A 26,678-nucleotide genomic window follows, 5' to 3' on the forward strand; every position below is an offset into this window, starting at 1 on the left:
ATTTACAACCAGAGGTTCAGCAACCGCGCGCCACGTGCGTTACCGTCGGCGAACTGTTGCCCGTTGTTGCTGAGAAAGCTTTGACCAGCGCTGCCCTGGTCCCAGAACTGGCCACGAAGAAATACGCTCATGCCCGCCACCGCCTGGCTACTCGGTGGTTGTGACGTCAGTGTCAGGCGGTGCCAGGCCTGGCCTTCGCTGATCTCGCCAGGTTTGAGGCTGACGGAGCCTGGCGTGGACAATCCCTTGTATCCGTTCCAGGGTTTGTCCCAGGTGCCGCGCCCGACCACAAACGCCGGAACGGCGACGAACTTCGCGCCCTGGTCGTCAAGCTTGCGGTAATTGTCCGGATACCAGCTGTCGCTGCCTATTAATACGCCCAGGCGTCCGGCCGGGGTGTCAATAACATTGAGGGTATGGTCTTCATTGGCGCCGAGGATCTCGGTTTTATCGAAGACCGGATGCATCTGGCGCTGCGGCTGGCCGATCGGCAGCCCGTCGCACCCGAACACCACGCTGCTGTTGTACAACGCGCCGCGGCCGATTTTCAGCCTACCGTCAATAATGCTTGGCTCGGGCAATACGATGGTGCCGGCCACCAGCGTTATGTGGAATTCTTTCGCCAGGCCACCAAACAGCGCCTGGTAATCCTTGGCCATGCCTTTGGCCTTCATCCGCAAGTGAGCATCATCGATACGACTTTCGCTTTTGGCGCTGATCAGCGCACGCACGAACTGCACGGGATTGCTCACTGCCAGCCAATTCATGGCTTCCTTGAGTGTGCTGGCCTGGTACAGCTCATCTTTTTCGCCGCTGATCATCAACCAGGTGCCGACATGCTCGGGCAGCACGACGATGGTCTTCTCATTCAACAGGCCCTGTTCCTGAGCTTTCTGCAAATAGGCCGCCAGCTTGCGGTGCAGGCGCTCGGGGCTTTGATAGTCGGTGGGGAACAGCTCGGGCTGGATGCCCAGCAGATTGCCGCGATCGGCAGGCGTGCCTTGATCGATCGCCAGATTGATGCGCAGGTCCGACAGATAATGACCCACCGGACGGTCCGCAGCCCACATGGCGTAGGTCGTGAGGACGGCGATCAGGGCCATGGAGAACGTCAGGTACAAAAGTTTGCGCATGGGAAAACAATCAACGACCGGGTGCAGGGTTCGCGACTAGGGTAGGGCGCATGCCGGTGCTTGCCAAGGGGCGCTGCGCATTTGGATCAATAAGTTGTAAGTTTCGGTCATTGAGTGACAGGGACGCGACTCTTAGTCTGTCCACCATGACTGACAGGAGCCAAAGAGCTCCTGCATTTTTCCCGTGATCGCTCGATGTGGAGTTACCGAATGGCCGCCGCTCACTACCCGCACCTGTTGGCCCCGCTGGACCTGGGTTTTACCACGCTGCGCAACCGCACCCTGATGGGCTCGATGCACACCGGTCTTGAGGAGAAGCCCGGCGGTTTCGAGCGCATGGCAGCCTACTTCGCCGAACGTGCACGTGGCGGCGTTGGCCTGATGGTGACCGGCGGTATCGGCCCGAACGATGAGGGCGGCGTCTATTCCGGCGCGGCCAAGCTGACCACTGAGGAAGAAGCGCTCAAGCACCAGATCGTGACCCGCGCGGTGCACGAGGCCGGCGGCAAGATCTGCATGCAGATTCTCCATGCCGGCCGTTACGCCTACAGCCCGAAACAGGTTGCGCCGAGCGCCATTCAAGCTCCGATCAACCCGTTCAAGCCCAAAGAACTGGACGAGGAAGGCATCGAGAAGCAAATCAGCGATTTCGTCACCTGTTCGACCCTGGCGCAAAAAGCCGAGTACGACGGCGTCGAGATCATGGGCTCCGAAGGTTATTTCATTAACCAGTTTCTCGCCGCCCACACCAACCACCGCACCGACCGTTGGGGTGGCAGCTACGAAAACCGTATGCGCCTGCCGGTGGAAATCGTGCGTCGTGTGCGCGAAGCCGTTGGCCCCAACTTCATCATTATCTTCCGCTTGTCGATGCTCGACCTGGTGGAAGGCGGTAGCTCCTGGGAAGAAATCGTGACGTTGGCCAAAGCCATCGAACAGGCCGGTGCGACGATCATCAATACCGGCATTGGCTGGCATGAAGCGCGGATTCCGACCATCGCCACCAAAGTCCCGCGTGCGGCGTTCAGTAAAGTCACGGCCAAGCTGCGCGGTTCGGTGAACATTCCCCTGATTACCACCAACCGCATCAACACCCCGGAAGTGGCTGAACAGATTCTGGCTGAAGGCGATGCCGACATGGTCTCCATGGCGCGTCCGTTCCTCGCCGACCCGGATTTCGTCAACAAGGCTGCCGCTGGCCGTGGCGATGAAATCAACACCTGCATCGGCTGCAATCAGGCGTGCCTGGATCACACCTTCGGCGGCAAGTTGACCAGTTGCCTGGTCAACCCGCGCGCTTGCCATGAAACCGAGCTCAATTATCTGCCGGTGCAACACATTAAGAAAATCGCGGTGGTCGGTGCGGGTCCTGCCGGGTTGTCGGCTGCGACCGTGGCCGCTGAGCGTGGGCACTCGGTGACGCTGTTTGACTCGGCCAGTGAAATCGGCGGCCAGTTCAACGTCGCCAAACGCGTGCCGGGCAAGGAAGAGTTCTTCGAAACCCTGCGCTACTTCAACCGCAAGCTGCAGACCACGAATGTCGAGGTGTGCCTGAACACCCGCGTCGACGTGGCGAAACTGGTTGAAGGCGGTTACGACGAGATCATTCTGGCCACGGGCATCGCCCCTAGAACTCCAGCCATTCCCGGCATCGAAAACGCCAAGGTGCTGAGTTACCTGGACGTGATTCTGCAGCGCAAACCGGTCGGCAAGCGGGTGGCGGTAATTGGCGCGGGCGGTATCGGTTTCGACGTGTCGGAATTCCTGGTGCATCAAGGCGTGTCCACCAGTCAGGACCGCGAAGCGTTCTGGAAAGAATGGGGCATCGACACGCATCTTGAAGCGCGCGGCGGTGTCGCGGGGATCAAGGCCGAACCGCATGCTCCGGCGCGGGACGTGTTCCTGCTGCAACGCAAGAAATCCAAGGTCGGTGACGGCCTCGGTAAAACCACCGGCTGGATTCACCGTACCGGTTTGAAAAACAAGCAGGTGCAGATGCTCAATAGCGTTGAATACCTGAAGATCGACGACGAAGGCCTGCACATCCGCATCGGTGAAACCGGCGAGCCGCAACTGCTGGCGGTGGATAACATCGTGATTTGCGCCGGACAGGATCCGTTGCGTGAATTGCAGGAGGGTCTGGTAGCGGCGGGGCAGAATGTGCATTTGATCGGTGGCGCGGACGTGGCGGCGGAGCTGGATGCCAAACGGGCGATCAATCAGGGTTCGCGGTTGGCTGCCGAACTGTAACGGCAGGTTCAGCGTGCCAATGGTCATCGCGGGCTTGCCCGCAATGGCCTTCTCTAGGCTGCTAAGATGCTGGCTCATTACCCAGAGCCGGCATCGATGCTTCTCCCTCCCAACGACTGGCTACCCCAGGCCCCGCTCCAACCTCTGCACTTCGACTGGCTGAACACCGCCAGCATCGAAGTCGCCATCCTGCGTCTCGACCTGATCGACCCACTGATCAGCGGTAACAAGTGGTTCAAACTCATCGAACACCTCAAAGCCGCCGACCGGATGGGGGCCAAAGGCATCATCAGCCTGGGCGGAGCCCACTCCAATCATCTGCATGCGCTGGCGGCCGCGGGCAAGCGCTTTGGATTCAATACGGTGGGACTGCTGCGCGGCCATCCACAAGAAACCCCGACGGTGAAAGACTTGCAGGCGTTCGGCATGGAGTTGCACTGGCTGGGTTATGGCGGTTATCGAGCGCGGCACGAAGCGGGTTTCTGGCAGCCGTGGCAGGCGCAATATCCCGATCTGTACCCGGTGTCGGAAGGAGGTGGCGGTTTGCCGGGCGCGATGGGCTGTGTGCAATTGAGGGCAATGGTCAGTGAGCAACTGAGTGGACTGGGCTGGAGCGACTACCACGGCTGGTGGCTGGCTTGCGGAACGGGCACGACGCTGGCCGGCCTGGTGCTGGCCGAGGCGGGTAGACGCAAGGTGTACGGCGCGCTGGCGGTGCCTGACGATCACGGGGTCGCGCAACAGGTCGCATCAATCATCCACGAGGCCGGTTTGCAGCATTCGGCTTACGAGCTGTTCGACGCCAGCCGGGGCGGTTTTGCCAAGGTCGATCCGCTGCTACTCGACTTCATCGAGCAGACCGAACAAGCCAGCGGCCTTCCGCTCGAACCGTTGTACACCGGTAAAGCGCTTTTGATGCTCAAGCAGCAAATCGAGGCGGGAACATTCGCCAGGGGCACGCGCCTGATCTTCATCCATACCGGCGGCTTGCAAGGCCGCCGCGGGTTTCAATGAGTGGCAGTTCAACTGCGCTTGGGCATCATCCGCAGCAACGTGTTATCGCCCACGACATAGTGGTGATAAATCCCCGCCAACGCGTGCAGGCCGATCAGCCAGTAACCGATGGTGCCGCCCAGTTCATGCCAACCCTGGATTTGCTTGGCCAGCGTCTTGTCTTCCGGGATCAGCATCGGCAGGTCGATACCGTAGAACATCACCTGTTGCCCCTTGGCGCTGGTCACCAGCCATCCCAGTATCGGCATCGCGATCATGAAAATGTACAACGCCCAGTGCATCACCCTGGCGAGCGTGACTTGCCAGTGTGGGGACGCCGGGAAGATCTGCGGTGCAGGGCCCAGGCTGCGGGCGAATAGTCTGAGCCAGACCAGCACGAACACCGTCAGGCCCAGCATGAAGTGCGATTCGGTAATCAATGCTCGGCCGCCACTGCCTTTGGGAAAGATCCCGCGAAATTCGATACAGGCGTAAACCAGCGCCAGCAGAACCAGCATCAACCAATGCAGCGTGATCGATACAGTGCTGTAGCGTGATTCCGAGTTTTTCCACGGCATACGGTGTTCCTCACAGGTCTGGTCAAAAGCCCACCGTTCTTGATCGACGATGTTCCTTAACTGTAATCCGCTTTAGAGCTTTTGCCTGTGGCTATTTCGCCCTTCAACGCCCTGGATCAAGTGATAGAGCAAAAAAAAGCGCCAGTTCCGTTCGGGAACTGGCGCTTTTTCATGCCGGCGGCGCAATTAGCTGCTTTGTGGCATCTCGCCATTGGCCAGGCGTTTGTTGATGTCGGCGATCACCAGCGGCAAGTCAGTGATGGTGTCGATCATGTAGTGCGGCCGCGAACCTTCGAACAGCGCGTGAATACGCTTGCGCTCGCTGGCCAGTTGCTCGCTGCCGAGGGCGCGATAGCCTTCATAGTCCAGGCCCAGCGCATTGCCCGAGCAGATCAGTGCAACGGTCCACATGCCGGCGCGACGACCTTCGAGAATGCCTGGCACGGTGTCATCGATCTTCACGCAGGCGCCGACATCATCGATGCCCAGCGCAATGACGTTGGCCAAGGCCTGGGCTGGCCACGGGCGACCGTTGGGGACTTCGTCGGTGGCGACCACGTGGTCGGCCACGTAACCATTGGTGGCCGCCAGATCGACCACTTTGTCCATGACCTGCTTTGGATAACCGGAGCAGGAGCCAATCTTGATGCCTTGCTCACGCAATTTGGCAATGGTGTCCAGCGCACCGGGAATCAATGCCGAGTGCTCGGCGATTTTCTCGATTTGCAGCGGCATGAAGCGTTGGTAGATGGCGGTGACATCGTCGTCGGTCGGCGTGCGCCCGAACACTTTGCGATAACGTTCGGCAACTTCCGGCTGGTCACACAGGGTGCGAATGTGGTCCCACTTGCCCATGCCCATCGGCCCGCGGGCTTCTTCGATGGAGACCTGGACGTCGAACTCGGCGAACGCTTCGACAAAAATCTGCGTTGGGGCGAACGAGCCGAAGTCGACCACGGTGCCGGCCCAGTCGAGGATGGCGGCTTGGAGTTTGGTTGGGTTGGTGTAGTTCATGGTGAGAAAATTCCTGTAATAACTAGTAATCGGCTCTTTGTGGGAGCGAGCTTGCTCGCGATGAGGCCTTGTCAGTCGACATCAATGGAGAATGTCAAACCGCTATCGCGAGCAAGCTCGCTCCCACAGGGATTGTTGTGTGATTCAGATTTCCAGTACTTCCATCTCGCGCAGCACTTCGGCCACCGCGGCCACGGCCGCGTGCATCTCGGCCTCGTTGACGTGACCGATGCAACCGACGCGGAAGGTTTCGACCTGGGTCAATTTGCCGGGGTAAAGGATGAAACCCTTGGCCTTGACGCGTTCGTAGAATTCCTTGAACTGGTAGCGCGGGTCTTTCGGCGCGTGGAAAGTAACGATGATCGGCGTCTGGATTTCGGCGGGCAGAAAACTGCGCAGCCCCAGCTTGGCCATGTCATCCAGTAGCACCTGACAATTGTTGGCGTAGCGCTGATGCCGTGCCGGCAAGCCGCCTTCTTCGTTGTATTGCAGCAGGGCCTCATGCAGCGCGGCGACCACGTGGGTTGGCGGGGTGAAGCGCCATTGGCCGGTCTTGGCCATGTAGGTGTGCTGGTCGAAAAGATCCATGGCCAATGAATGCGAGTTGCCGGCAGCGCGGGCCAATGCTTCTTTGCGGGCGAAGACGAAACCCATGCCCGGGACGCCTTCCAGGCACTTGCCCGAAGCGGCGATCAATGCGTCAAACGGCACCTGTTGCGCGTCGATCGGCAGGGCGCCAAAGGAGCTCATGGCGTCGATGATCAGGCGTTTGCCGTGTTGCGCGATGACGTCGGCGATTTGCGGCAGCGGATTGAGGATGCCGGTGCTGGTTTCGCAGTGGATCAATGCGACGTGGGTAATGCTGGCGTCGGCGTGTAACAGGCGGTCGACGTCGGCGGCGGTGGTCGGTTCGTCTTCTGCGGTTTCGAAGGTGCTGAACGAGCGGCCGAGCACCTCGCAGATTTTCGCCAGGCGTTTGCCGTAGGCGCCATTGATCAGCACCAGCACTTTGCCGTCACGCGGCACCAGGGTGCCGATGGCCGCTTCGACGGCGAAGGTGCCGCTGCCTTGCAAGGGCACGCAGTGGTGGCTGTCGCCGCCGTTGATGATTGCCAACAGTTGCTCGCAGAGGCTGGCGGTCAGTTGATTGAAGCGGTCATCCCATGAACCCCAGTCGACCATCATCGCCTGGCGGGTGCGGCTGGAGGTGGTCAGTGGGCCGGGGGTGAGCAGGATTGGCTCGGCAATACTCATTCTTGTGTCCTCGCAAAAGCTCTCTGTGGGATGAAGCTACGGGACATAAATTGCAATTCGGCGTGCTATCAATCAAATTGTTTGTTGTTATGCCAGCCATCAGTGAGAGTTATTCATGAACCTGTTCCAGCTTCGCGCCTTCGACGCCGTGGCCCGCGAAGGCAGCTTCACCCGCGCCGCCGAGCGCCTGTTCATCAGCCAGCCAGCGGTGACCGGGCACATAAAAGCATTGGAAGAGCACTACCAAATCACCCTGTTGCGCCGCACCGCACGGCGCGTGGAGCTGACGGAGGAGGGCACCAAGCTGGCAGCGATCACCCGGGCGATGTTCGGCCTGGCCGAAGAGGCGCAGGTGATGCTGGAAGCGAATCGGCAGTTGCTGACCGGGCGCCTGGAAGTCGCGGCGGATGGCCCGCACATGGTCATGCCGATGCTGGCCAGTCTGCGTGCTCGGTATCCGGGGATCACGGTGAACCTGCGCTTGGGCAATGCCCAGGAAACCTTGGCCGCGTTGCTGTCCGAGCATGCCGACGTGGCGGTATTGACCGAGGTCGAGCCGCGCAAGGGATTGCATCTGCAAGCGTTGAGCGAATCACGAATTTGCGCGTTGGTACCCGACAGTCATCCTTGGGCAACCGCCAGCAGCGTCAAGCTCAAGGCGCTGGATCAGGTGATCATGGTGTTGCGTGAGCCGAGTTCCATCACCCGGCGCACATTTGATCAGGCGTGCGCGACGGCGTCGGTCCATCCACGGGTGTTGCTGGAGCTGGACAGCCGCGAAGCGGTGACCGAGGCGGTGGCGGCCGAGTTGGGCGTTGGCGTGGTGTCGTCAGTGGAAGTCAGCCACGACCCACGGGTAGCGGCCGTGCCGATCATGGGGGAGGGGTTGGTGAATCGGCACATGATCGGGTGCATGGAGCGGCGACGGGATTTGCGATTGATCCGGGCGTTTTTTGATTTGGCGCCAAGCCTCTGACCTGATCGTTCCCACGCTCCGCGTGGGAATGCAGCCCGGGACGCTCCGCGTCCCAAAGCGGACGCAGAGCGTCCATTGAGGCATTCCCACGCGGACGGTTCGACGCCTCGACGTGGGAACGATCATTGGGGCAGACTCTCGCGAACCATCTCCAGAAACGTCGCCACCACCCGTCGCGAACTCTGCTCGCGCAAGCACACCAGTGTCTCGGTCAGGCGCCGGGTGCAATCGGTAATGGGCAATGCGCAGACCCGCGAATCCGCGCCAAACTCGGCAGCCGACACCACGCCAACGCCAATCCCCACGACCACCGCCTCACGCGCCGCTTCCCGCCCCTCAACCTCAATCGCCGGACGAATCCGAAACCCGGCCCGGGCCATTTCCTCTTCCAGGGTTTGACGCGTGACCGAGCCGATTTCCCGCAGCACCAGCGGCGTGTCGTCCAGGTCGGCGAGGCAGATCGACTCGCGATCCGCCCACGGATGATTGCGCGACACGAACGCCACCATCGGGTCGTTGCGCAGCGGTAGAGAAATCAATCGTTCGTCACTGACATCCCGGCCCAACAACGCCAGGTCGGCTTGATAGTTGAACAGCCGAAACAGTGATTCATCGGTGTTGCCGGTTTCGATCTTCACGCTGATGCCGGGGTAGCGCTCACAGAAGCGCGCAATCTGCGGCAACACATGCACCGGCGCATCCACCGCGAGAATCAGGCTGCCCGTCTGCAAGGCCCGGGAGTCATGCAAGAGCTCCTGCGCCTCGGCCTCGATCACGAACAGCCGCTGAGTAATGCCCAACAAGCGCTCGCCCAGGTCCGTGAGGCGCACCGAGCGTTTATTGCGGTGGAACAGCAACACACCAAAGCGCTCTTCGAGTTTGCGCACCTGATCGGAAATTGCCGGTTGGGTGAGAAAAAGCCGCTCGGCGGCTTTGGTGAAGCTGCCGTGGACGGCCACGGCGTGGAAGGCTTTGAGCTGGGCGTGAGAAACCGACATCGAAACCTCCAGTAACAAGCTGAGCTTATATTGGAAATACGATAAATCGATTTCACTTATTAATCAGTAATTGTTTTTATCGGCCTCAGCCCCGGTGACTTGTCAGTCGACCAGCATCGGTGGCCATGAGCCCATGCGAGCATCAACAGGCTCATCTGACCGGTATCGCCCCACGGAAGCGGCGATATCGAAGTGCTTAACAATAAAAAACACAGGCGTTTTCTTCCAATTCTGCCGGCACACTCACACCTGAGGTCAGAACCACAATGAACAATCCCATCGGCACCATCAAGCGTTGGCGCGTGCAGATCTTCGCGATCACCTGGCTCGCCTACGCCGCGTTCTATTTCACTCGCAAAGCGTTTTCCGTGGCCAAACTGGGGATCGCCGAAGACCCCACCTTCATGCTCGACAAAATGGCCATGGCCAACCTCGATGCCATCTACCTGGCGGCATACGCCATCGGGCAATTCACCTGGGGCATTCTCGCCGACCGCTTTGGCCCACGGGTCGTGGTTCTCGGCGGGTTGTTGATCTCTGCGGCGGCCGCCCTGGTGATGGGCAGTTTCGCGACGTTACCGATTTTCGCCACCTGCATGTTGATCCAGGGCCTGGCCCAGTCCACCGGCTGGTCGGGGCTGTGTAAAAACATTGGCAGTTTCTTCCCTGCCGAGCAGCGTGGCAGGGTGCTTGGGCTATGGAGCTCCTGCTACGCCTTTGGCGGGCTGGTGGCCTCGCCGTTTGCCGGTTGGTGGGCGTACACGCTCATCGGCACCTGGCACGCGGCGTTCTTTTCCAGTGCGGCGGTGGTTGGGCTGGTCGCCGTGCTGTTTTTTATTTTTCAACGCAACACACCGCAAGACGTCGGCTTGCCGGCGGTGGAGCCGGAACCGGAACTGACGGCCGAAGAATCTTATGCCCTGAGCAAGATCAGCGTTCTGGAACCGTTGAAGGAAATCCTGCGCAATCGCACGGTGCTGGTACTCGGCCTGGCGTACTTCCTGCTGAAGCCGGCGCGTTACGCGATTCTGTTGTGGGGGCCGGTGATTGTTTTCGAGCAGATGCCCTCGGTGGGCAAGGTCGGTGCGGCGATTATCCCCACCTCGTTCGAACTGGCCGGGCTGTTGGGGCCGATCCTGTTGGGCCTGGCCTCGGACAAACTGTTCGGCGCCCGCCGTATGCCGGCCTGCGTGCTCAGCCTGTTGGCGCTGACCGTTTCTTTGGCGCTGTTCATGGGCGCCTTGCACACCGGCAGCGTCATGCTGGTGGTAGCGCTGCTGTTCGTCATGGGCCTGACGCTGTACGGACCGGATTCGATGATCAGCGGCGCGGCGGCGATTGATTTCGGCACTGCCAAGGCGGGCGCCACGGCGGCCGGGTTCGTTAACGGTTGCGGTTCGGTCGGGGCGATTCTCGGTGGCTTGCTGCCAGGCTATTTCGACTCGGTCACGGTGTTCATCGTCTTCGCCGGCTGCGCAATGTTCTCCGCCCTGGTCCTGATCCCGCACTGGAACAGCCGTCCGGCTGGCCTGCGTACCGACAGCGCCTTTGTGCCCAACCAGGCGATGCCTGTAAAACCCCTGCGTACCTGAGGAAAAAACCGATGAGACCTTTCTGGCTGGAACAGGCGCTGGAGGCCGAGACCTGCGCGCCGTGCGAACCTTTGTCGGGCGATACCCGCGCCGATGTGTGCATCGTCGGCGGTGGTTACACCGGGTTATGGACGGCGATCATGCTCAAGGAGCAGAACCCCGAACTGGATGTGCTGCTCATCGAGGCCGACATCTGCGGTGCCGGCGCGAGCGGCCGCAACGGTGGTTGCGCACTGTCGTGGTCAGCCAAGTTTTTCACGCTGGAAAGGTTGTTTGGTGTCGAGGAAGCCGTGCGCCTGGTCAAGGAATCGGAGCGTAGCATTTATGCAATCGGCGCCTTCTGCGAACAGTACGGCGTCGAGGCCGACTACCGCCTCGACGGCACGCTCTACACCGCGACCAACCGCGCTCAATGCGGTTCGACCGATGCAGTGATTGCTGCATTGGAGCGCAACGGCATCAATTCTTTCACCCAGCGACCGGTCGCCGACGTGCAGCGCATGGCCGGTTCCAGCAAACACCTGGAAGGCTGGTTTTCACCGGCCGCCGCGAGTGTGCAGCCGGGCAAACTGGTGCGCGGTTTGCGCCGGGTCGCCTTGCAACTGGGCGTGCGAATTCACGAGCACACTGCGATGACCGGATTGGAGGAGGGCAAGCCTGCCGGGGTTAAAACCCCCGGCGGCAACATCCGCGCCGACCGTGTGGTGCTGGCGATGAACGCCTGGATGGCCCGTGCGTTTCCACAGTTCGAACGCAGCGTGGCGATCGTTTCCAGCGACATGCTGATCACCGAACCGCGACCCGATCTGCTCAACGACATCGGTTTGACCAGCGGTGTCACGGTGCTCGATTCGCGGATATTCGTGCACTACTACCACAACACCCCGGACGGTCGAATCATGCTCGGCAAGGGTGGCAACACCTTTGCCTACGGCGGGCGGATGTTGCCGGTGTTCGATCAACCTTCGCCTTATGCCGGCTTGTTGCAGTACAGCCTGAGCGAGTTTTTTCCGGCGTTCGCCCAAGTCAAGGTCGAGGCCACCTGGAACGGTCCTTCGGATCGCTCGGTCACCGGTTTGCCGTTTTTCGGCCAGATGAGCGCCTGCGGTAATGTGTTTTACGGTTTCGGTTATTCCGGCAGCGGTGTCGGGCCATGCCATATGGGCGGGCAGATTCTGGCCTCGATGGTTCAGGGGCTGGACAACGTCTGGACCCGTTCACCCCTGGTGAATGGCCCCTTGGGGTTTTTCCCGTCGGAGCCGATTCGTTACCTCGGCTCCTTGATGGTGCGCAACGCCATCCGCCGCAAGGAGCGCGCCGAGGATCACGGGCGCCGGCCACGGCATCTGGACGTGCGCCTGGCCAAATTCGCAGCGGCGGCGGGCAAGGCTGACAAGGGTTGAGCGCGTCTATCGATTGACTAGCCAATCAAGCAGCAAGCGACCATCGCTGCGTGGCGTGTAAGCGCTTCGAGGCGTTGGCGGGTTGGCTGCGGTGGCACACAGCACTGGACGGTCCGGGTCGCTGTCGAGAAAGCTGATAAGCACCTCGGTGCCGGCAAGTGGCAGCCTGGACGGGTCAATACGCCCGTCCGGCGTTGCCAGGGCCAGGGGTATCCACAAACCAGCGGATTCATCGTCCAGCGGCGTTGGCCACAACGCGATGTGTATCCGCCCTTGATCATCCAGCACCGCCGGTTGTCCGACCAGGCCCAGTACGCGCGCCGGCTGCAAACCGGCAATGAGGGGGCGAGCCTGTGTCAACGCGGGCCGGAACGCTGTCGACCAGGGAATGGCACTGAACTGATTGCTGTAGTGCCAGACCTCGTCGGGTGTGGCCTCGGTGAGAATCGACGGCTGCTGGCACTGATGCTGAATGTCGGTCAGCAGCCATTGATCGTTGAAGTTCGTGATGGGATGTTCCGACACTTGCACGATGCACCCACTGCGCAGATCACGGTGGTTGCTCTGACCTTCTATCTGTCGATGCTTGCTGCGCAGGCGTTCGAGGATTCGGCGACTGACCTGGGCACGGTCGAGGCATGACGCGACCGCGTGAGCGCCCAGCGTTGGCGAGGCGTGACGCTGGAACAATTCGCGGATCACCGGGCCGTTAGCTGAATCGGCCGTCTCGTCGTGAAACGGCATCAACTTCGGCACCTGGGGAAAGCTCAGGCTGTCGTCCGCCAGCACCAGCACATGGCCGGTGCGCTGATGTTCGAAGTGAAAATGGATGCCTTCTTCCTCGCAGAGGCGTTGCAGGAATGCCAGGTCGCTCTCCTCGAACTGAATGCAGAATGGTCGGACGGGGTAGCGCGGGCTCGGCAGTTCAAAGCGGTAGCTGTCGGCGGGTAACGCGTTTTCTGCGAGCAACTGACGCAGGATGTCGGGCACGCTGAGCTGATGAAACACCCGCCGATGAGGTTGTCCGTCCAGGTGTTGAAGGCGCGGTGCCAGCACCAGGTTGTAGCCGATCCCATGCGGGCCACGATGTTCGCGACGGGCACTGTGCAGCAGGCCGTGAATGCCGGTTTCGCCGTCCAGGCTCAGGAACGCGGGCTGGTGCAGCAACTGCTCGAGTTTTATCGTTGGCGTCAGACCGATCACTTCGATGTCGAAACGATAAGGCTGGTTGAGGCTTTCACGGCCACTGAACTGCGACACCTGCACATTCAAACCGTCGTTCAGGAGTGCCAGGGTGTAGGGACTTTCCTTGTCGTTGTGCATCGAACACGCTTCTGCCATGGGATATGGGAGCAGAGGGTACGAAACCACGGCCATGAATGGTCAGCGTAAATCGCCTTTTCGGAATTGCCCTACAAGCAGTGGTGAAGATGTCGATACGTCATGGGCGTGAACAGGTGGATTTTTTGGTCGATTGCCTTCTTTAGGCCGTATAAACTTGCGCCATGCGTCGGCCAATAGATGTCTCGGCGCCACAGATCAAGAGAGTGAGTAATGGGCGCACAGTGGAAGGTTAAACACAAAGAAGCGGCATCTAACGCCAAGGGCAAGATCTTCGGCAAACTGGTGAAAGAAATCACCATTGCTGCGCGTAACGGTGCCGATACTGCCACCAACGCTCACCTGCGCCTGGTGGTCGAGCAGGCCAAGAAAGCCTCGATGCCCAAGGAAACCCTGGATCGCGCGATCAAGAAAGGCGCGGGCCTGTTGGGCGAAACCGTGCAGTACCATCGCGTGACGTATGAAGGCTTCGCACCGCATCAGGTGCCACTGATCGTTGAATGCGTGACTGACAACATCAACCGCACCGTGGCTGAAATCCGCGTAGCGTTCCGCAAGGGCCAACTGGGTGCTTCCGGTTCGGTGTCGTGGGATTTCAACCATGTGGGCATGATCGAAGCGTCCCCGGACAGCCCTGATGCCGATCCGGAAATGGCCGCGATTGAAGCCGGTGCCCAGGATTTCGAGCCCGGTGAAGAAGAGGGCACGACCCTGTTCCTGACCGAGCCAGCAGACCTGGACGCGGTTCAGAAAGCCCTGCCAGAGCAAGGCTTCACAGTATTGTCGGCCAAGTTGGGCTACCAGCCGAAAAACCCGGTCAGCGGTTTGAGCGACGAGCAGATGGCTGAAGTCGAGGCGTTCCTGGAAGGCCTCGATAACCATGACGATGTGCAGGACATGTTTGTGGGTTTGGCGGGTTAAGTATTCCAGCGTTGACGGTTTTGTCAGCTGACAGGCCGTCTTCGCGGGCAAGCCCACTCCCACAGGGGGTTTGTGTCGATCACAAAATAGGTGAACGACACAAAACCCTGTAGGAGCGGGCTCGCCCGCGATTGACCGCGCAGCGGTCACTGAATATCAAGTAATCCCACAATCTCACTAAATCCAGGCCGCGCCAGCACATCCGGCTGACAGCAACGCTGCTCCAACGCTTCCAGTCGGCCACGTTCTGCATCGCTCAAACCTGAGTCGATCCGCTCCAGCAATTCCCCCAGCAACACCCCGAATGCCCGCACTTCGATCCGTTGCAGCGCACGGCTTTCCAGGCTGTCGGAGGTCGCATGAAACGACGCCGCACCAAAGTCCCCCAGCAGGCAATCCCCGTGCTCGTTCCACAGAATATTGTGGCCGTAGAGATCGCCGTGGGTGATGCCTTGGTCGTGTAAATGCTCGGCCACCGAGGCGATGCCGCGGGCCATGCGCAACGCGACATCGGCACTGAAACGGGTGTCTTCGGTGTACACGTCACGGGTACAGGATGCCAGGCTCGGCAGCGCAGCCAGGTTTCGGTAACTCGGATCGATCAGTTGCATCACCAGCCCGGCTTGCTGCTCGGGATGATCAACGATGCGGCCTTCGACCCGGATCAGGTTGGGATGAAGACCGGCCGTGATGCAGGCGTTCATTTCGTGCAGGGGCGAGCCATCACTGGTCATTTCGCCTTTGTAGAGTTTCACCGCGACGGGAGTGGCCGCTTGGCCTGGCCGTGCCCATGTAGCGCGATGAATCACCCCTGAAGCGCCTTCGCCCAGTTGCTGTTCCAGGCGCAACTCGGTCCATGCAATGCTCGTCGTGGCATCGAGCGCCGCGACATCCGCTTCGGTTTCCAGCGGATTACCGGCATAAGCCAGCCAGGTCAGGCTTGGCAGGGTCAGCAACCACTCGGGAAGCTCAGTCAGCTGGTTGGCGGCGATGCGAATCAGCTCGAGTCGATGGCACTGGCTCAGGCGCTCGGGCAGGCGCTGCAAGCGATTGCCGGCGAGCATGAGTTTTTGCAGGTACGGCCGATCGCCCAGCTCATCGGGCAGCTCGCCGATGTGGTTATCGGTCAGGATCAGCCAGCGCAGCAATGGCGGCAGCGCTTCGGCGGGCACCTTTTCAATCGCATTGGCCTTGAAACCGATCATCGTCAGCGCGGCGCATTGACCGATGCAGGCGGGCAGTTCGGTGAACAGGTTGTCCGAACAAAACAGCACACGCAAACGGGTCAGGCGATGCAGGTCGTCGGGCAGGCTGCTCAACGCGTTGCCGCTGAGGTTGAGCACTTCCAGCGAGTCGGCGAGGTCGAAGATTTCTCGTGGAAATTCAGTCAGGCCGCAGGCCAGATCCAGACGGGTGATGCCTGTCAGTTGACCGGCGCGCAGTTGGGCGAGGGTATCCATGGGCGGGTTCGCTATTGATCGAGGAAAGGGCGCGGGCGGCATGATACCGGTAAATCCGTTCGGCCTGTGAGGCCGCTATCGCGAGCAGGCTCGCTCCCACAGTTGACCGCGTTGCCTTGGCTGGCGCCGACCTGGGGTGGGAGCGAGCCTGCTCGCGAAGGGGCCGGGGGCGGCAGCACAAAAACTATGGCTCGCGCACTTCCACCAACTGACCCAACCGGCTGCGCGTGCGCGCCAGGTCTATGGCATCGCCGGCCAGGCTCTCGCACAACGACTGCTGGCCAAGCAACGTCAGGTGTTTGTCCTGATCGTACAAAACGTCGATCAAATTGATGAAACGCTGCTGCGCCGCGATCAGGCAGTCTGCCAGGGTGGGCAGGGCGTCGATGATCCAGCGGTCGAAACGTCGGCATAACTCCAGATAATCCATGACCGCCGTGGGGTGTTCGCACAAATCGGCGAAGGTAAAACCGATGGTGCGTTCGTTGCAATATCGCGCGGGTAGGTGGCGGGTGCCGACCGGCAACTGCAGGGGGGGCGCGTCACGTTTGGGCAAGTCCAACGCCTGACGTTGCACCACCGAGCCCGGCCATACGTACCGGCCCTGGGTAAACAGCTGATGCGCGTGGGTTCTCATCTGGCTGCGGTAGTCGTGTGGCCCACCGACCTCCATGACCTGCATGTACGCATGGATCAAGTCGATTACCGGTTTGAACCGCGCGTGGTAGAGCGGGTTGGGCAACAAGCCTTCCGGCGGGTAATTGGAGGTGACCAACAACAGGATGCCGCGACGAAACAGGGCCTTGAACAGCCGCGTGATGAGCATCGCATCGCCGATGTCGTGGACATGGAACTCGTCGAAACACAGCACGCGGCAGTCGCTTAGCAGCGTGTCGAGGGTGACGCCCAGTGCATCGGGATGATCACGATGGGTGAACATGCCTTGGTGCAGGCGAGCAAAAAACTCATGAAAATGCAGGCGTTGTTTGTCGGTAATCGGGATGGCCTGGAAAAAGCCGTCGAGCAGCCAGCTCTTGCCGCGACCCACCGCACCATGCAAATACAGGCCAGGGAGGGTTTTTTCCGAGGTGCCGAGCAGGGCAGAGGCGTGCTGCGCCATGAACTCGATCACCCGTAGCTGGCTGTGGCTGAGGGTGTAGCCCTGAGTATGGGCGCGGTGACGGAAGTAGTCGTGAATCACTTGACCTGTCGCGGTGCTGCCGGCAGGTGCAGCAAACGCCTTGCCGAACAGGCGGCGCAGCGTCGGCCAGCGTGGCGTGCGTCGCGAATGGTTGGATGGTCGAATGGCCACTGTGAGGTTACCCCGTCGTCGTCTCGCAGACTCCCTCGAGCTGCCGCGGCGTAGTTTAACCAAACGGTGAATAAATCGACTACTGCGACGCGTACTCCTGCAGCCGCTGCCGAACGCAGCGTTCGCCTGCGGCTACAGAGCGTGCGTCATGCCCGGTGATCTAGCGTTCGATGCTGCGATTCCAGCGCGCATTCCACGCCGGGCGCTGTTCGTTGACCTGGTCCCAATCGATCGCAATCGCGGTGGTCAGATACTGTTTCATGGCCTCGACCTGACCACGGGTCTTGTCGGTGGTCGGGGTGTTGGGGTTGGACGGGATCTGGTCGCCATCTTCAAGCGCGGCGGCTTGTGCTTCGGGTGTCAGCAGGAAGGCGGCGAGCTTCTGCGCCAGTTCCGGTTGAGTGTTGTTGGCGATGGCGCACTCGGCCACGTTGAGCACCACGGCGCCTTCTTTAGGCTGCGCGTATTCGACCGGCATGCCTTTGAGTTTGAGCGCGGTGACCTGAGTCGGGGTCAGCGGGAACAGCGCGGCTTCGTCGGTCTGGAGCATTTCGGAAATCTTCGCCGAGCTCGGAATGTATTCCAGCACGTTGCGCCCGACGGTGTTCGGCCACGCCTTGAAGCCTGGCTCGACGTCGGTTTCGCTACCGCCCTGAATCCGGTTGAACATCAGGAAACCGTGAAGGCCGAAGGTCGAAGAGGCCATCGACTGGAACACCAGTTTGTCCTTGAAGCGCGGATCCGCCATGTCCATCCACGAGGTCGGCGCCGCCCAGCCTTTTTCCTTGAACAGCCGCGTGTTGTACGCCAGCCCGGTCACCCCGAGGCTGACTGCCACTGCTTGATCCTTGATCCGACCTTTGGCTGGAATCTGCGCCAGTGGCGCGCTGTCCTGGAGTTTGTCGCACAGGCCCATGGCGATGGCGCGGTACATGATGCCGTCGTCGAGGAACATCACGTGCATCTGCGGGTTGCCTTTACTGGCCTGGACCTTGGCCAAAATATCGGCGGAAGTCCCCGGCACGATCACCACTTTGACGTTGTTGGCTTTCTCGAAAACCGGCAGCACCTTGTCGGCGTAGAGCCGCTCCATGGTCCCGCCGTTCATGCCCAGATACAGCGTGGGTTCGGCCTGTGCCTGGGTGACCGAGAGCAGGGCGGTCAGACAGGAGAAACCGAGCAGTGCACTGCGTTTGACGTTATTCATTGGCGCGACCTTCCTCTATCAAGCTACGGAGATGGAGTGAAACCGGGTGATGGAAAACGCATCCAGCGGCGTCTTTGAGGCGCCGCTGCAGATGATCTCGGTGAGCGTCTGGCCCACCGCAGGGCCGATCTGGAAGCCTGCGCCGGCAAAGCCGAACGCGTGCAACAGACCAGGTCGGGTGCTGCTATGCCCGATCACCGGCTGGCGATCGGGCAGGTAACCTTCGGTGCCGCTCCAGGTACGAATCGCCTGGGCACCTTGCAGAAACGGGTAAAGCTCGACGGCCTGGCGCAGGATCTCGATCACGGCGTGTTGGCCAGGCCGGGCGCGCGCCTCGTCGAGGGCAAAACCCTGACCGCCGCCCAATACACAATTGCCGCGTGCCACCTGGCGGGCATAGATGCCGCCGCCCTCGACGCCGGTGCTGGCATTCATCACCAGCGGCAACGGTTCGGTGACCAGCATGGCCGGATGGCCGGCGTGCATAGGCACCGCTTCGCCGAAGTGTTCGGCCAGGCTGCCAGCCCAGGCACCGGCGCAATTGAGCAGCCAGGGCGCGTGCAATTCCAAACCGGTTTGCGTGCTGACGCGAAAGCGCTGGCCATCGTGTTCCACCTCCGTCACCGGGCATTGTTCATGGATTTGCGCACCGTGGCGCCGCGCCGTCTGGGCGAAGGCCGGGGACACCAGTCGCGGGTTGGCGTGGCCGTCGTCCGGGCAAAACGATGCGCCGACGGCGACGTCGCCGACCCAAGGAAAACGTGCGCGAAGTTCAGTGCGATCGAGTACCTGCAAGTCGAGGCCGAAGCCCTGGCTGCTGGCGGCATAGTCCTGCAAGGCCTGAAGATCGTTATGACTGCGGGCCAGTTTCAAATGGCCGCTGCGCTGATATTCGCCGTCGATGCCGATCAGTTGCGGCAGCTGTCCCCACAGCGAGTGGGCCTGTTGCGACAACGGAAGTTGCGACAGCGGTCGCCCTTGACGCCGCACGCCGCCGTAGTTCACGCCGCTGGAATGCGAGCCGCAAAAGTCCCGCTCCAGCAGGGCCACGCGGCGACCGGCCTTGCTCAGAAACAGCGCGGCCGAGGCGCCGACAATGCCGCCGCCAATGATGATTGCATCGACTTCGATCATGGCTCGATCTCCAGACCAAACGGCAGGGGTTTGATCGGTGCCTGAGCGCGCAATCGGCCAATCTGCGACACCGGGCGCCCACTTTCGCGGGCAATGACTTCTGCCGCGGCGGCGCCGCACATCCGCCCCTGGCAACGGCCCATGCCCACGCGGCAATGCGCCTTGACCCGGTTGATCTCCCAATGGCCTTCGCGCACCACTTCGCGGATATCTCCTGCCCGTACTTCTTCGCAGCGGCAGACCATCACCTCGTCAGGCGTATCGGCGGCCCAGTGTTCGGGAAACATGAAGGCGCGTTCCAGGCCGTGGCGAAAGGTCTCGATGCGGCCCAGTGCCTGCTCCAGTTGAACGCTACGGTGCGGCGCAATCGGGTGACCGATGTCTTCGAGCAGTGCCAGCGCTGCGCGTTCGCCGGCCATTTCAGCGGCGTCGGCGCCCATGATGCCGGCGCCGTCACCGGCCAGATAAACCTCGGCGACACTGCTGCGACCGGTACTGTCACGCTGCGGCAGCCAGGCGCGGTTGAGCGGGTTCCAGATGAATTGGCAGCCGAGCAAGTCAGCGAGTTGGGTTTCACTGCGCAGACCGTGGGCGAAGGCAACGGCGTCGCACTCAAGCGATTGTTCTCCGTTGGCGTTGGACCAATCCAGCGATTGCACGCGCTGTTCGCCATTGATGCGTTTCAGGGTTGCCGCTTGATGCACCGGGATGCCGTGGGCGGTCAGCCAGCTGCGGTAATAAATGCCTTTGGCCAGCGTGGACGGTTGTGACAGCAGGCCGGGAAGGGCGCGGGCCTGAGCGCTGAACGGCGAACTGTCGAGCACCGCGACCACCTTTGCGCCAGCCTTGGCGTATTGATACGCCACCAGATAGAGCAATGGTCCGCTGCCGGCGAACACCACGCGCTCACCGATGGCGCAGCCCTGGAATTTCAGGGCAATCTGCGCCGCGCCGAGGCTGTAGACACCCGGCAAGGTCCAGCCAGGCACCGGCAGAATCCGGTCGGTGGCGCCGGTGGCGACGATCACGCGGGAAAATTCCAGTCGTGTGGCACGTGCCTCATGCACGGTGTCGAGTGCGCCGGCTTCGGCGTTCCAGACCAGCGTCTCGGGGCGATAATCCAGTTGATCGCGTAACGCATCGATTGTCTGATGCAACGCATTGGCCTTGCGCGCTTCAAAGCCATACAGCTTGACCGCCGAGCGCTTGAAGTTCGCCGGCTGACGCCGATAAATCTGCCCGCCACCGCGCGCCGCTTCATCCAGCAACACCGGGCGAACGCCATGCGCCACCAGCGTCTGCGCCGCACGAATCCCGGCCGGCCCGGCACCGACAATGACCACTGGCTTCATACCCTCTCCCTTTGTGAGCACCACAAATCCCCTGTGGGAGCGGGCTCGCCCGCGATGACGGCGTCAAATTCAACGAATGAGCTGGCAGACAAACCGCTATCGCGGGCAAGCCCGCTTCCATAGGGGATCCGGTTTCTGCAGATGGAATGTGGGTTCATACGGAGCGCCCCGGTTCGCGGGTGATGTGCTGGCCGGGTTCGAGCAGCGTCGAGCAGGCGCGCACGCGTCGGCCGTCGCCCAGTCGAACCCAGCAGTCCTGGCAGGCGCCCATCAGGCAGAAGCCGGCGCGGGGCTGGGCGCTGAAGTCGCTGCCGCGCAGGTGTTCGCTGCTGGTCAGCACCGCCGTCAGCAGCGTGTCACCGAGCAACCCGCTGGCCGGTTGGCCGTCGAGGGTAAAGGTCACGGCCGGGCGGTCGCCTTCGGCCAGTCTTTTCAGCAGAGCCATGGCGCCCTCATTGTTTACCCACCAGAACCCGATCCAGGCCGTAGACCCGATCGAGCAAAATCATGGTCAGCGCGGTCAGCGCAATCACCAGGGCCGACACCGCCGCCATCATCGGATCGATGGATTCAGTGGCGTACACATACATGCGCACCGGCAGGGTTTGCGTGGCTGGCGAGGTGACGAAAATCGACAGCGTGACCTCGTCAAAACTATTGATGAACGCCAGCAGCCAGCCCCCGGCGACGCCCGGCAGAATCATCGGCAAGGTGATTTCCCGAAACAGCGTGAAGCGTCCGGCACCGAGCGATTGCGCGGCGTGTTCGGCGCTGCGGTCCAGGCCGATGGCCGAGGCCAGCACCAGGCGCAACACGTACGGTGTAATCACCAGCACATGGGCGAAGATCAGCCAGGCAAAACTGCCGTTGACCCCCATCAGCGCAAACAGACGCAGCAACGCAACGCCCAGCACCAGGTGCGGAATGATGATTGGCGACAGGAACAGCCCGTTGAAAAAGTCCCGTCCGGGAAATTCGAAGCGGGTGATTGCCAACGCCGCCGGCACCGCAATCAAAGTCGCCAGGCTGGCGGCGCAGAACGCCAGAATCAGGCTGTTATAGAACGCATCGATAAAGTCGGCGCGCTCGAACACCGCACGGAACCAGCGCAAGGAAAACTCGGTGGTCGGCAGGCTCAGGGTGTTTTCCGCGGTGAACGCCACCAGGCAAACCACCACCAGTGGCGCCAGCATGAACAGCACCACCAGGGTATGGAACAGCAGGGCGAAAGGACCGTTCTTGGACATGACGAGTTATCCCAATGACTTCTTGTAGCGGCCTTCGATCATCCGGTTCCACGACAGCATGATCAGCAGGTTGAGCAGCAACAGCGCGACAGCGATGGCAGCGCCCATCGGCCAGTTGAGCTCCGACAGGTACTGGTCGTAGATCAGCGTGGCGACCATTTTGATTCGACGCCCGCCCAGCAAGCCGGGAATGGCGAAGGAGCTGGCGGCCAGGCCGAACACGATCAAGGTGCCGGACAACACACCCGGCATGATCTGCGGCAGCACCACTTGGCGCATCACGGTGAAGTGGCTGGCGCCCAGCGACATCGCGGCCTGTTCAGCGGCGGGGTCGAGTTTCTGCAGCGAGGTCCAGACCGGAATGATCATGAACGGCAGCATCACGTGAACCAGGGCAATCACCACTGCGAACGGCGTGTACAACAGCTTCATCGGTGAGCCGCCGAACGCTTGCAGGGTCTGGTTGACCAGGCCGTCGGCGCCTAGCAAAAGGCTCCAGCCAAAGGCGCGCACGACCACCGAAATCAGCAGCGGGGTGAGGATCAGAATGAGGAAGATCGAGCGCCACGGCGCGCCCATGCGGCTGAGGATGTAGGCCTCGGGCACGCCGATCACCACGCAGAGAAAGGTGGTCAGGGCGCTGATCCACATGGTGCGCAGGAAAATTTCGTAGAAATACGGATCACCCAGCAAGCTGCTGTAGTGGCCCAGGGTATAGGCGTTGCCGTTGATGCCCGAGCTGTAGTCGAAGACGTTGAACGACAGCACCAGCGTCAACAGCAGCGGGATGGCCAGCAGACTGATGTACAACGCCAGGGCCGGTGCCGACAACAAATACCCTTGACGTCCCTGGCGAATGGCGGCGAGCGTACTCATGCCGGCACCTCGTCGACGGTCAGCACCCGCAGCAGTGTCGCGTCCCAGTCGAGCCCGACCGCCGTGCCTTCATTCAAGGGCGCCGAACCATCGTTGCGGCGTACCACGCTGAGTTCGCCCAGGGACGTGGAAACGCCGTACAACCATTGGCTGCCGAGAAAGAAGCGGCTGACGATGTAGCCTTGCAAACGACCCTGGCCTTTGTCCCGCAAATCGATTTTTTCCGGGCGCAGGCTCAAGGTCAGGTCGCCGCCGCTGTTCACCTGAACCACGCCAGCGCCGTCACGTTCGCCAGGCAGCAGATTGGCCTTGCCGACGAACCCGGAAATGAACTCGGTGCGCGGGTGCTCATAGAGCGTGTAGGGAGCGTCGATCTGAGTGATGCGCCCGGCCTGCATCACCACCACACGGTCGCTGATCGACAACGCTTCGGACTGGTCGTGGGTGACCATCAGCGTGGTGATCCCGACTTCGCGCTGGATGCGGCGGATCTCGAATTGCATCTCTTCGCGCAGGTTGGCGTCGAGGTTCGACAGCGGCTCATCGAGCAGCAGCACCGGTGGCTCGATCACCAGCGCTCGCGCCAGGGCTACACGCTGGCGCTGGCCGCCGGAAAGCTCACGGGGGTAACGCTCGGCATGCTGGTTCAGGCGCACCAGTTTCAACACCCGATCCACCCGCTGCTGCAACTCGGCCGTGGGCACTTTGCGCATCCGCAGGCCGAAGGCGACGTTGTCCTTGACGGTCATGTGCGGGAACAGCGCGTAGCTTTGGAACACCACCCCCAAGCCACGGCTGGCAGGTTTGGCGTGGGTGATGTCGCGACCGTCCAGCACGATGCGCCCGCTGCTGACTTCGACGAAGCCGGCGATCATTTGCAAGGTGGTGGTTTTGCCACAGCCGGAGGGGCCGAGCAGGGAGACGAACTCGCCTTTCTCGACCGAGAGGTTGGTGGCGACGACGGCGTCGATCTCGCCGTAACGTTTGCCAAGTCCTTCAAGTTGCACAAAAGCCATAACTGCGCTCCACCTGAGATTGTTATGCGTCGCCCGAAGGCGCGCTTTTTTGTATGGGCAGATACGAAAAGATCTTGCTGGGTGCGTTGGCGCTCGACTTCAGTCGGCTGCCGCTGTTGTTCGAATCGCCCCTGTCTGGACGCAGAGTAGGACGAAGACTAGGATGGGCTCAATGGCCTATTTCACTGAAGCGATGACTATTTTCAGTTTCATTCAGTGAGTAAATTTATTGTCGAGAATTCCCATGACTGATTCCGCTGAACGGAATGAAAACAAAAATGAGGTCGGTGTCGGTGCGGTCTCCAGATTGTTTGCAGTGCTGCGCAGCCTGGGTGACTCCGTCGAGGGCGGGGAGCGCGTAACCCAACTCGCCCAGCGCATCGGTCTGTCACAACCGACCACTCACCGTCTGCTGCGCAGCCTGATGGACGAGGGCATGGTCGAGCAGGATGCGCGCAGCAAACGCTATCGCCTGAGCCTGGAGTTTTTCGCTTTGGCGGCTCGCGCCAGCAATACCGGAAACCTGCGCGAACTGGTGCGACCATCGTTGCTGCGGCTGTCAGCGTCGTTGGGGGATTCGTTGTTTTTACTGGCGCGCAGCGGTTTTGATGCGATCTGCCTGGACCGCAGCGAAGGGCCGTTTCCGATTCGCACGTTTACCGGCGATATCGGCGGTCGGGTGGCCCTGGGTGTGGGGCAGGGCAGCCTGGCGATCCTGGCCTTTCTGCCGCAGGAGGAGCGCGAGACGGTGATTCACTACAACTTGCCGCGGCTCAAGGATTTCCACCTGTATGACGAGGTGTTCCTGCGTTCGGAGGTCGAGAATGTGCGCACGCTGGGTTACGCCGGGCGAAACACGGGCGTGCTGCAAGGCATGGCCGGGGTGGCGGTGCCGATCCTGGATCGCGAAGGGCGGGCGGTGGCCGCGTTGAGTGTGGCCACGGTCAGTGACCGATTGGGGCCGGATCGTCTGCCGACCGTGGTCGAGATGCTCAAGCGCGAAGCGGCGCTGATCGGGCCGCGAATCAACCCGTTTGATCCGCTGCTGCGCAGGCCTTCGCAGGTGTTTGGGCAGGGCTGAACACGGTGACTGGTTGATCGTTCCCACGCTCTGCGTGGGAATGCCTCACCGGACGCTCCGCGTCCAATGCGCAGGACGCAGAGCGTCCTTGGCTGCATTCCCACGCAGAGCGTGGGAACGATCAGTATCGGCAGTCAAAACTGGGTGGTTTGCTTGAGCCTCTGCGCCGCCGGCAGGTTACTCGGGCTGACCATCGCGTAGTTGTAACCGGCGCCGGACCAGTACTCGGCCTGCAACTCGCCATCGCTGCGACTGCCCCGAGGCAGCAGGTTGTTCTTCGGTCCTGGCGGACGCACGTAGAAGCTGATCTTGTGGCCGCTCTGATCCTCATAAACGACCATCGCCGCCGGTCCTTGCTCGGTGCTGAGCAACCGGCCGCTGACCGGTCTGAAGCCTGAGTCCGACAGGTCTGGCAGGCGATTGGCCCGAGAGAAATAACGGTCGAGCCAACCTTGCATGTCACCCTCGTCGCTGACCTTGTAGTCCGCTGGCAGGATGCCTTGCTGAGCAATCAAGCGATAGGCCTGCATGGCATCGGTCATCGGTGCCGAGGCGCTGACCAGCGTCATTTCTCGCGCCTGCCACCCACTCAATCCGCCCACACCGACCGCAATCAACAGCACGGCGGCGCTGGCCAGATGTCGGCGTGTCTGACGTTTGAGGCGCTGGCGTATCAGCGCCGGGTCGAGTTCGGGGTTGGCTGTGTGGTGCAGGGCGCCGCTCATGGCCGCGCGCAGTTGTTGGGCGTCCTGCTGCCAGGCGCGCACTTGCGCGGCCACTTCAGGACTGTTGGCCAGGTAAGTCTTGACCAGGCGCCGGTCAGCGTCGTTGAGTTGGTGGTCGACGTAGGCGTGCAGGTCACGCTCGCTCGGGGGCATGCTGATCATTTGAGTATCCGCAGAGAAGGGCTGGTGATTTCGCCGTCGCTGAGTTGGCGCAAGGCCTGGCGGGCGCGGGACAGGCGGGACATCACGGTGCCGGTGGGGACGTCGAGAATGACAGCGACCTCTTTATAACTCAATCCTTCCACCGACACCCAGAGCAACAGCGCGCGCTGCTCGGTGGTGAGTTGATCGAAGGCTTGCAGCGTTGATTGGGCCATCACGGTGCGTTCGACTGAGGGCTGCGCATCGTCACGGCCAGTGAAGAATTCGAGCATGCGCGCGTAACGCCGGGAGCGCCGGTGGGCGTCGAGAAACTGTCGATAAAGGATCGAAAACAGCCAGGCGCGCAAGTCGCCTTCGGGACGCTTGTCGCCCCAACTCGAGAGGGCTCGCTCCAGGCTCGACTGCACCAGATCGTCAGCGCTGCTGGGGTTGCGCGTCAACGACACGGCGAAGCGCCGAAGCCTTGGAATTATTTCGCGCAACTGTTCGTCGATTTCGTTCATGAAAAGGGGCGTGTCTCTGTCTGTGAAGGGCGGCAGTGACAAGGAAGACGCCGGTCACAGCAGATTATTCCCTCTGCCGGAAAAGAAAATCCCATCGTGAGTTCCTGTAGGACTTTTCTCCGATGGTTGTCATCCCTGTAATGGCATCAC

Annotated in this window: 24 protein-coding genes; 7 read left to right on the top strand and 17 right to left on the bottom strand. The window is 61.3% G+C overall.

All coding sequences use genetic code 11. The annotated features are described in order from the left end of the window. Positions 1–2: 2 nt before the first annotated feature. Positions 3–1,133 carry a carbon-nitrogen hydrolase family protein gene (locus QRN31_RS22380; RefSeq protein WP_285434623.1) on the bottom strand — a complete coding sequence of 377 codons (1,131 nt, stop codon included), beginning with the start codon at positions 1,131–1,133 and terminating at the stop codon, positions 3–5. A gap of 210 nt (positions 1,134–1,343) precedes the next feature. Here QRN31_RS22380 and QRN31_RS22385 point away from each other — a divergent pair, with 210 nt between their 5' ends. Then, a complete protein-coding gene (locus QRN31_RS22385) occupies positions 1,344–3,383 on the top strand; it encodes an oxidoreductase (protein ID WP_285434625.1) in 2,040 nt (679 codons plus the stop codon). A gap of 96 nt (positions 3,384–3,479) precedes the next feature. After that, a complete protein-coding gene (locus QRN31_RS22390; protein WP_285434626.1) occupies positions 3,480–4,397 on the top strand; it encodes a 1-aminocyclopropane-1-carboxylate deaminase/D-cysteine desulfhydrase in 918 nt (305 codons plus the stop codon). An 8-nt stretch (positions 4,398–4,405) separates the two neighbouring features. On the opposite strand, the gene QRN31_RS22395 is transcribed toward QRN31_RS22390, so the two are convergent. The 3 genes from QRN31_RS22395 to QRN31_RS22405 all read right to left on the bottom strand — a co-directional run bounded on the left by QRN31_RS22395 (position 4,406) and on the right by QRN31_RS22405 (position 7,222). After that, positions 4,406–4,954, bottom strand: coding sequence for a cytochrome b (locus QRN31_RS22395; RefSeq protein ID WP_222587678.1), 549 nt, complete (start codon positions 4,952–4,954; stop codon positions 4,406–4,408). A 186-nt stretch (positions 4,955–5,140) separates the two neighbouring features. Next, positions 5,141–5,968 (bottom strand): phosphonoacetaldehyde hydrolase, encoded by an 828-nt coding sequence (phnX, locus tag QRN31_RS22400; RefSeq protein WP_285434627.1) that lies wholly within the window; start codon positions 5,966–5,968, stop codon positions 5,141–5,143. A 144-nt stretch (positions 5,969–6,112) separates the two neighbouring features. Further along, positions 6,113–7,222 (bottom strand): 2-aminoethylphosphonate--pyruvate transaminase, encoded by a 1,110-nt coding sequence (locus tag QRN31_RS22405; RefSeq protein ID WP_285434629.1) that lies wholly within the window; start codon positions 7,220–7,222, stop codon positions 6,113–6,115. Positions 7,223–7,337: 115 nt separating this feature from the next. Here QRN31_RS22405 and QRN31_RS22410 point away from each other — a divergent pair, with 115 nt between their 5' ends. Next, entirely contained in the window at positions 7,338–8,198 is an 861-nt protein-coding gene (locus tag QRN31_RS22410; protein WP_285434630.1) for a LysR substrate-binding domain-containing protein, read from the top strand. Positions 8,199–8,320: 122 nt separating this feature from the next. Here the strand turns inward: QRN31_RS22410 and QRN31_RS22415 are convergent, their stop codons facing one another. Next, positions 8,321–9,196: a LysR family transcriptional regulator gene (locus tag QRN31_RS22415; protein ID WP_285434631.1), complete on the bottom strand. Its 876-nt coding sequence runs from the start codon at positions 9,194–9,196 to the stop codon at positions 8,321–8,323. A 266-nt stretch (positions 9,197–9,462) separates the two neighbouring features. On the opposite strand from QRN31_RS22415, the gene QRN31_RS22420 reads away from it, so the two are divergent. Both QRN31_RS22420 and QRN31_RS22425 read left to right on the top strand, forming a co-directional pair. Next, the gene (locus tag QRN31_RS22420; protein WP_285434633.1) at positions 9,463–10,788 is read left to right on the top strand and encodes an MFS transporter; all 1,326 of its coding nucleotides are present in this window, start codon (positions 9,463–9,465) and stop codon (positions 10,786–10,788) included. An 11-nt stretch (positions 10,789–10,799) separates the two neighbouring features. Continuing rightward, the gene (locus tag QRN31_RS22425) at positions 10,800–12,191 is read left to right on the top strand and encodes an FAD-dependent oxidoreductase (protein WP_285434634.1); all 1,392 of its coding nucleotides are present in this window, start codon (positions 10,800–10,802) and stop codon (positions 12,189–12,191) included. Positions 12,192–12,197: 6 nt separating this feature from the next. On the opposite strand, the gene QRN31_RS22430 is transcribed toward QRN31_RS22425, so the two are convergent. Then, positions 12,198–13,514, bottom strand: a complete 1,317-nt coding sequence (locus tag QRN31_RS22430; protein ID WP_285434636.1) for a type VI secretion system Vgr family protein — start codon at positions 13,512–13,514, stop codon at positions 12,198–12,200. A gap of 231 nt (positions 13,515–13,745) precedes the next feature. On the opposite strand from QRN31_RS22430, the gene QRN31_RS22435 reads away from it, so the two are divergent. Beyond that, positions 13,746–14,453: a YebC/PmpR family DNA-binding transcriptional regulator gene (locus tag QRN31_RS22435; protein ID WP_090185851.1), complete on the top strand. Its 708-nt coding sequence runs from the start codon at positions 13,746–13,748 to the stop codon at positions 14,451–14,453. 146 nt (positions 14,454–14,599) lie between these two features. Here the strand turns inward: QRN31_RS22435 and QRN31_RS22440 are convergent, their stop codons facing one another. The 9 genes from QRN31_RS22440 to QRN31_RS22480 all read right to left on the bottom strand — a co-directional run bounded on the left by QRN31_RS22440 (position 14,600) and on the right by QRN31_RS22480 (position 24,057). Further along, on the bottom strand, positions 14,600–15,913 hold the full coding sequence (locus QRN31_RS22440) for a leucine-rich repeat-containing protein kinase family protein (protein ID WP_285434637.1): 1,314 nt from the start codon (positions 15,911–15,913) through the stop codon (positions 14,600–14,602). A gap of 184 nt (positions 15,914–16,097) precedes the next feature. Then, a complete protein-coding gene (zapE, locus tag QRN31_RS22445; protein WP_285434638.1) occupies positions 16,098–17,225 on the bottom strand; it encodes a cell division protein ZapE in 1,128 nt (375 codons plus the stop codon). Positions 17,226–17,385: 160 nt separating this feature from the next. Beyond that, the gene (locus QRN31_RS22450) at positions 17,386–18,432 is read right to left on the bottom strand and encodes an ABC transporter substrate-binding protein (protein WP_285434639.1); all 1,047 of its coding nucleotides are present in this window, start codon (positions 18,430–18,432) and stop codon (positions 17,386–17,388) included. An 18-nt stretch (positions 18,433–18,450) separates the two neighbouring features. After that, positions 18,451–19,566, bottom strand: a complete 1,116-nt coding sequence (locus QRN31_RS22455; protein WP_285434640.1) for an NAD(P)/FAD-dependent oxidoreductase — start codon at positions 19,564–19,566, stop codon at positions 18,451–18,453. After that, positions 19,563–20,918, bottom strand: coding sequence for an FAD/NAD(P)-dependent oxidoreductase (locus QRN31_RS22460; RefSeq protein ID WP_285434641.1), 1,356 nt, complete (start codon positions 20,916–20,918; stop codon positions 19,563–19,565). The genes QRN31_RS22455 and QRN31_RS22460 overlap by 4 nt, the downstream gene beginning before the upstream one ends. A 154-nt stretch (positions 20,919–21,072) precedes the next feature. Next, a complete protein-coding gene (locus QRN31_RS22465; RefSeq protein ID WP_208669085.1) occupies positions 21,073–21,363 on the bottom strand; it encodes a (2Fe-2S)-binding protein in 291 nt (96 codons plus the stop codon). A 7-nt stretch (positions 21,364–21,370) separates the two neighbouring features. After that, positions 21,371–22,165, bottom strand: a complete 795-nt coding sequence (locus QRN31_RS22470; protein ID WP_285434642.1) for an ABC transporter permease — start codon at positions 22,163–22,165, stop codon at positions 21,371–21,373. Positions 22,166–22,171: 6 nt separating this feature from the next. Further along, on the bottom strand, positions 22,172–23,041 hold the full coding sequence (locus QRN31_RS22475; RefSeq protein WP_285434643.1) for an ABC transporter permease: 870 nt from the start codon (positions 23,039–23,041) through the stop codon (positions 22,172–22,174). After that, the gene (locus tag QRN31_RS22480; protein WP_285434645.1) at positions 23,038–24,057 is read right to left on the bottom strand and encodes an ABC transporter ATP-binding protein; all 1,020 of its coding nucleotides are present in this window, start codon (positions 24,055–24,057) and stop codon (positions 23,038–23,040) included. The genes QRN31_RS22475 and QRN31_RS22480 overlap by 4 nt, the downstream gene beginning before the upstream one ends. Before the next feature lie 244 nt (positions 24,058–24,301). On the opposite strand from QRN31_RS22480, the gene QRN31_RS22485 reads away from it, so the two are divergent. Further along, positions 24,302–25,138, top strand: a complete 837-nt coding sequence (locus QRN31_RS22485) for an IclR family transcriptional regulator (protein WP_285434646.1) — start codon at positions 24,302–24,304, stop codon at positions 25,136–25,138. Positions 25,139–25,272: 134 nt separating this feature from the next. On the opposite strand, the gene QRN31_RS22490 is transcribed toward QRN31_RS22485, so the two are convergent. Next, complete coding sequence (locus QRN31_RS22490; RefSeq protein WP_285434647.1) at positions 25,273–26,025, bottom strand: anti-sigma factor family protein; 753 nt, start codon at positions 26,023–26,025, stop codon at positions 25,273–25,275. Further along, positions 26,022–26,528, bottom strand: a complete 507-nt coding sequence (locus tag QRN31_RS22495; protein WP_090185816.1) for a sigma-70 family RNA polymerase sigma factor — start codon at positions 26,526–26,528, stop codon at positions 26,022–26,024. Before QRN31_RS22495 ends, QRN31_RS22490 begins: the two co-directional genes overlap by 4 nt. Positions 26,529–26,678 lie beyond the last annotated feature (150 nt).

Source organism: Pseudomonas sp. fls2-241-R2A-110 (genome assembly GCF_030209165.1).
Classification (GTDB): Bacteria; Pseudomonadota; Gammaproteobacteria; order Pseudomonadales; family Pseudomonadaceae; genus Aquipseudomonas.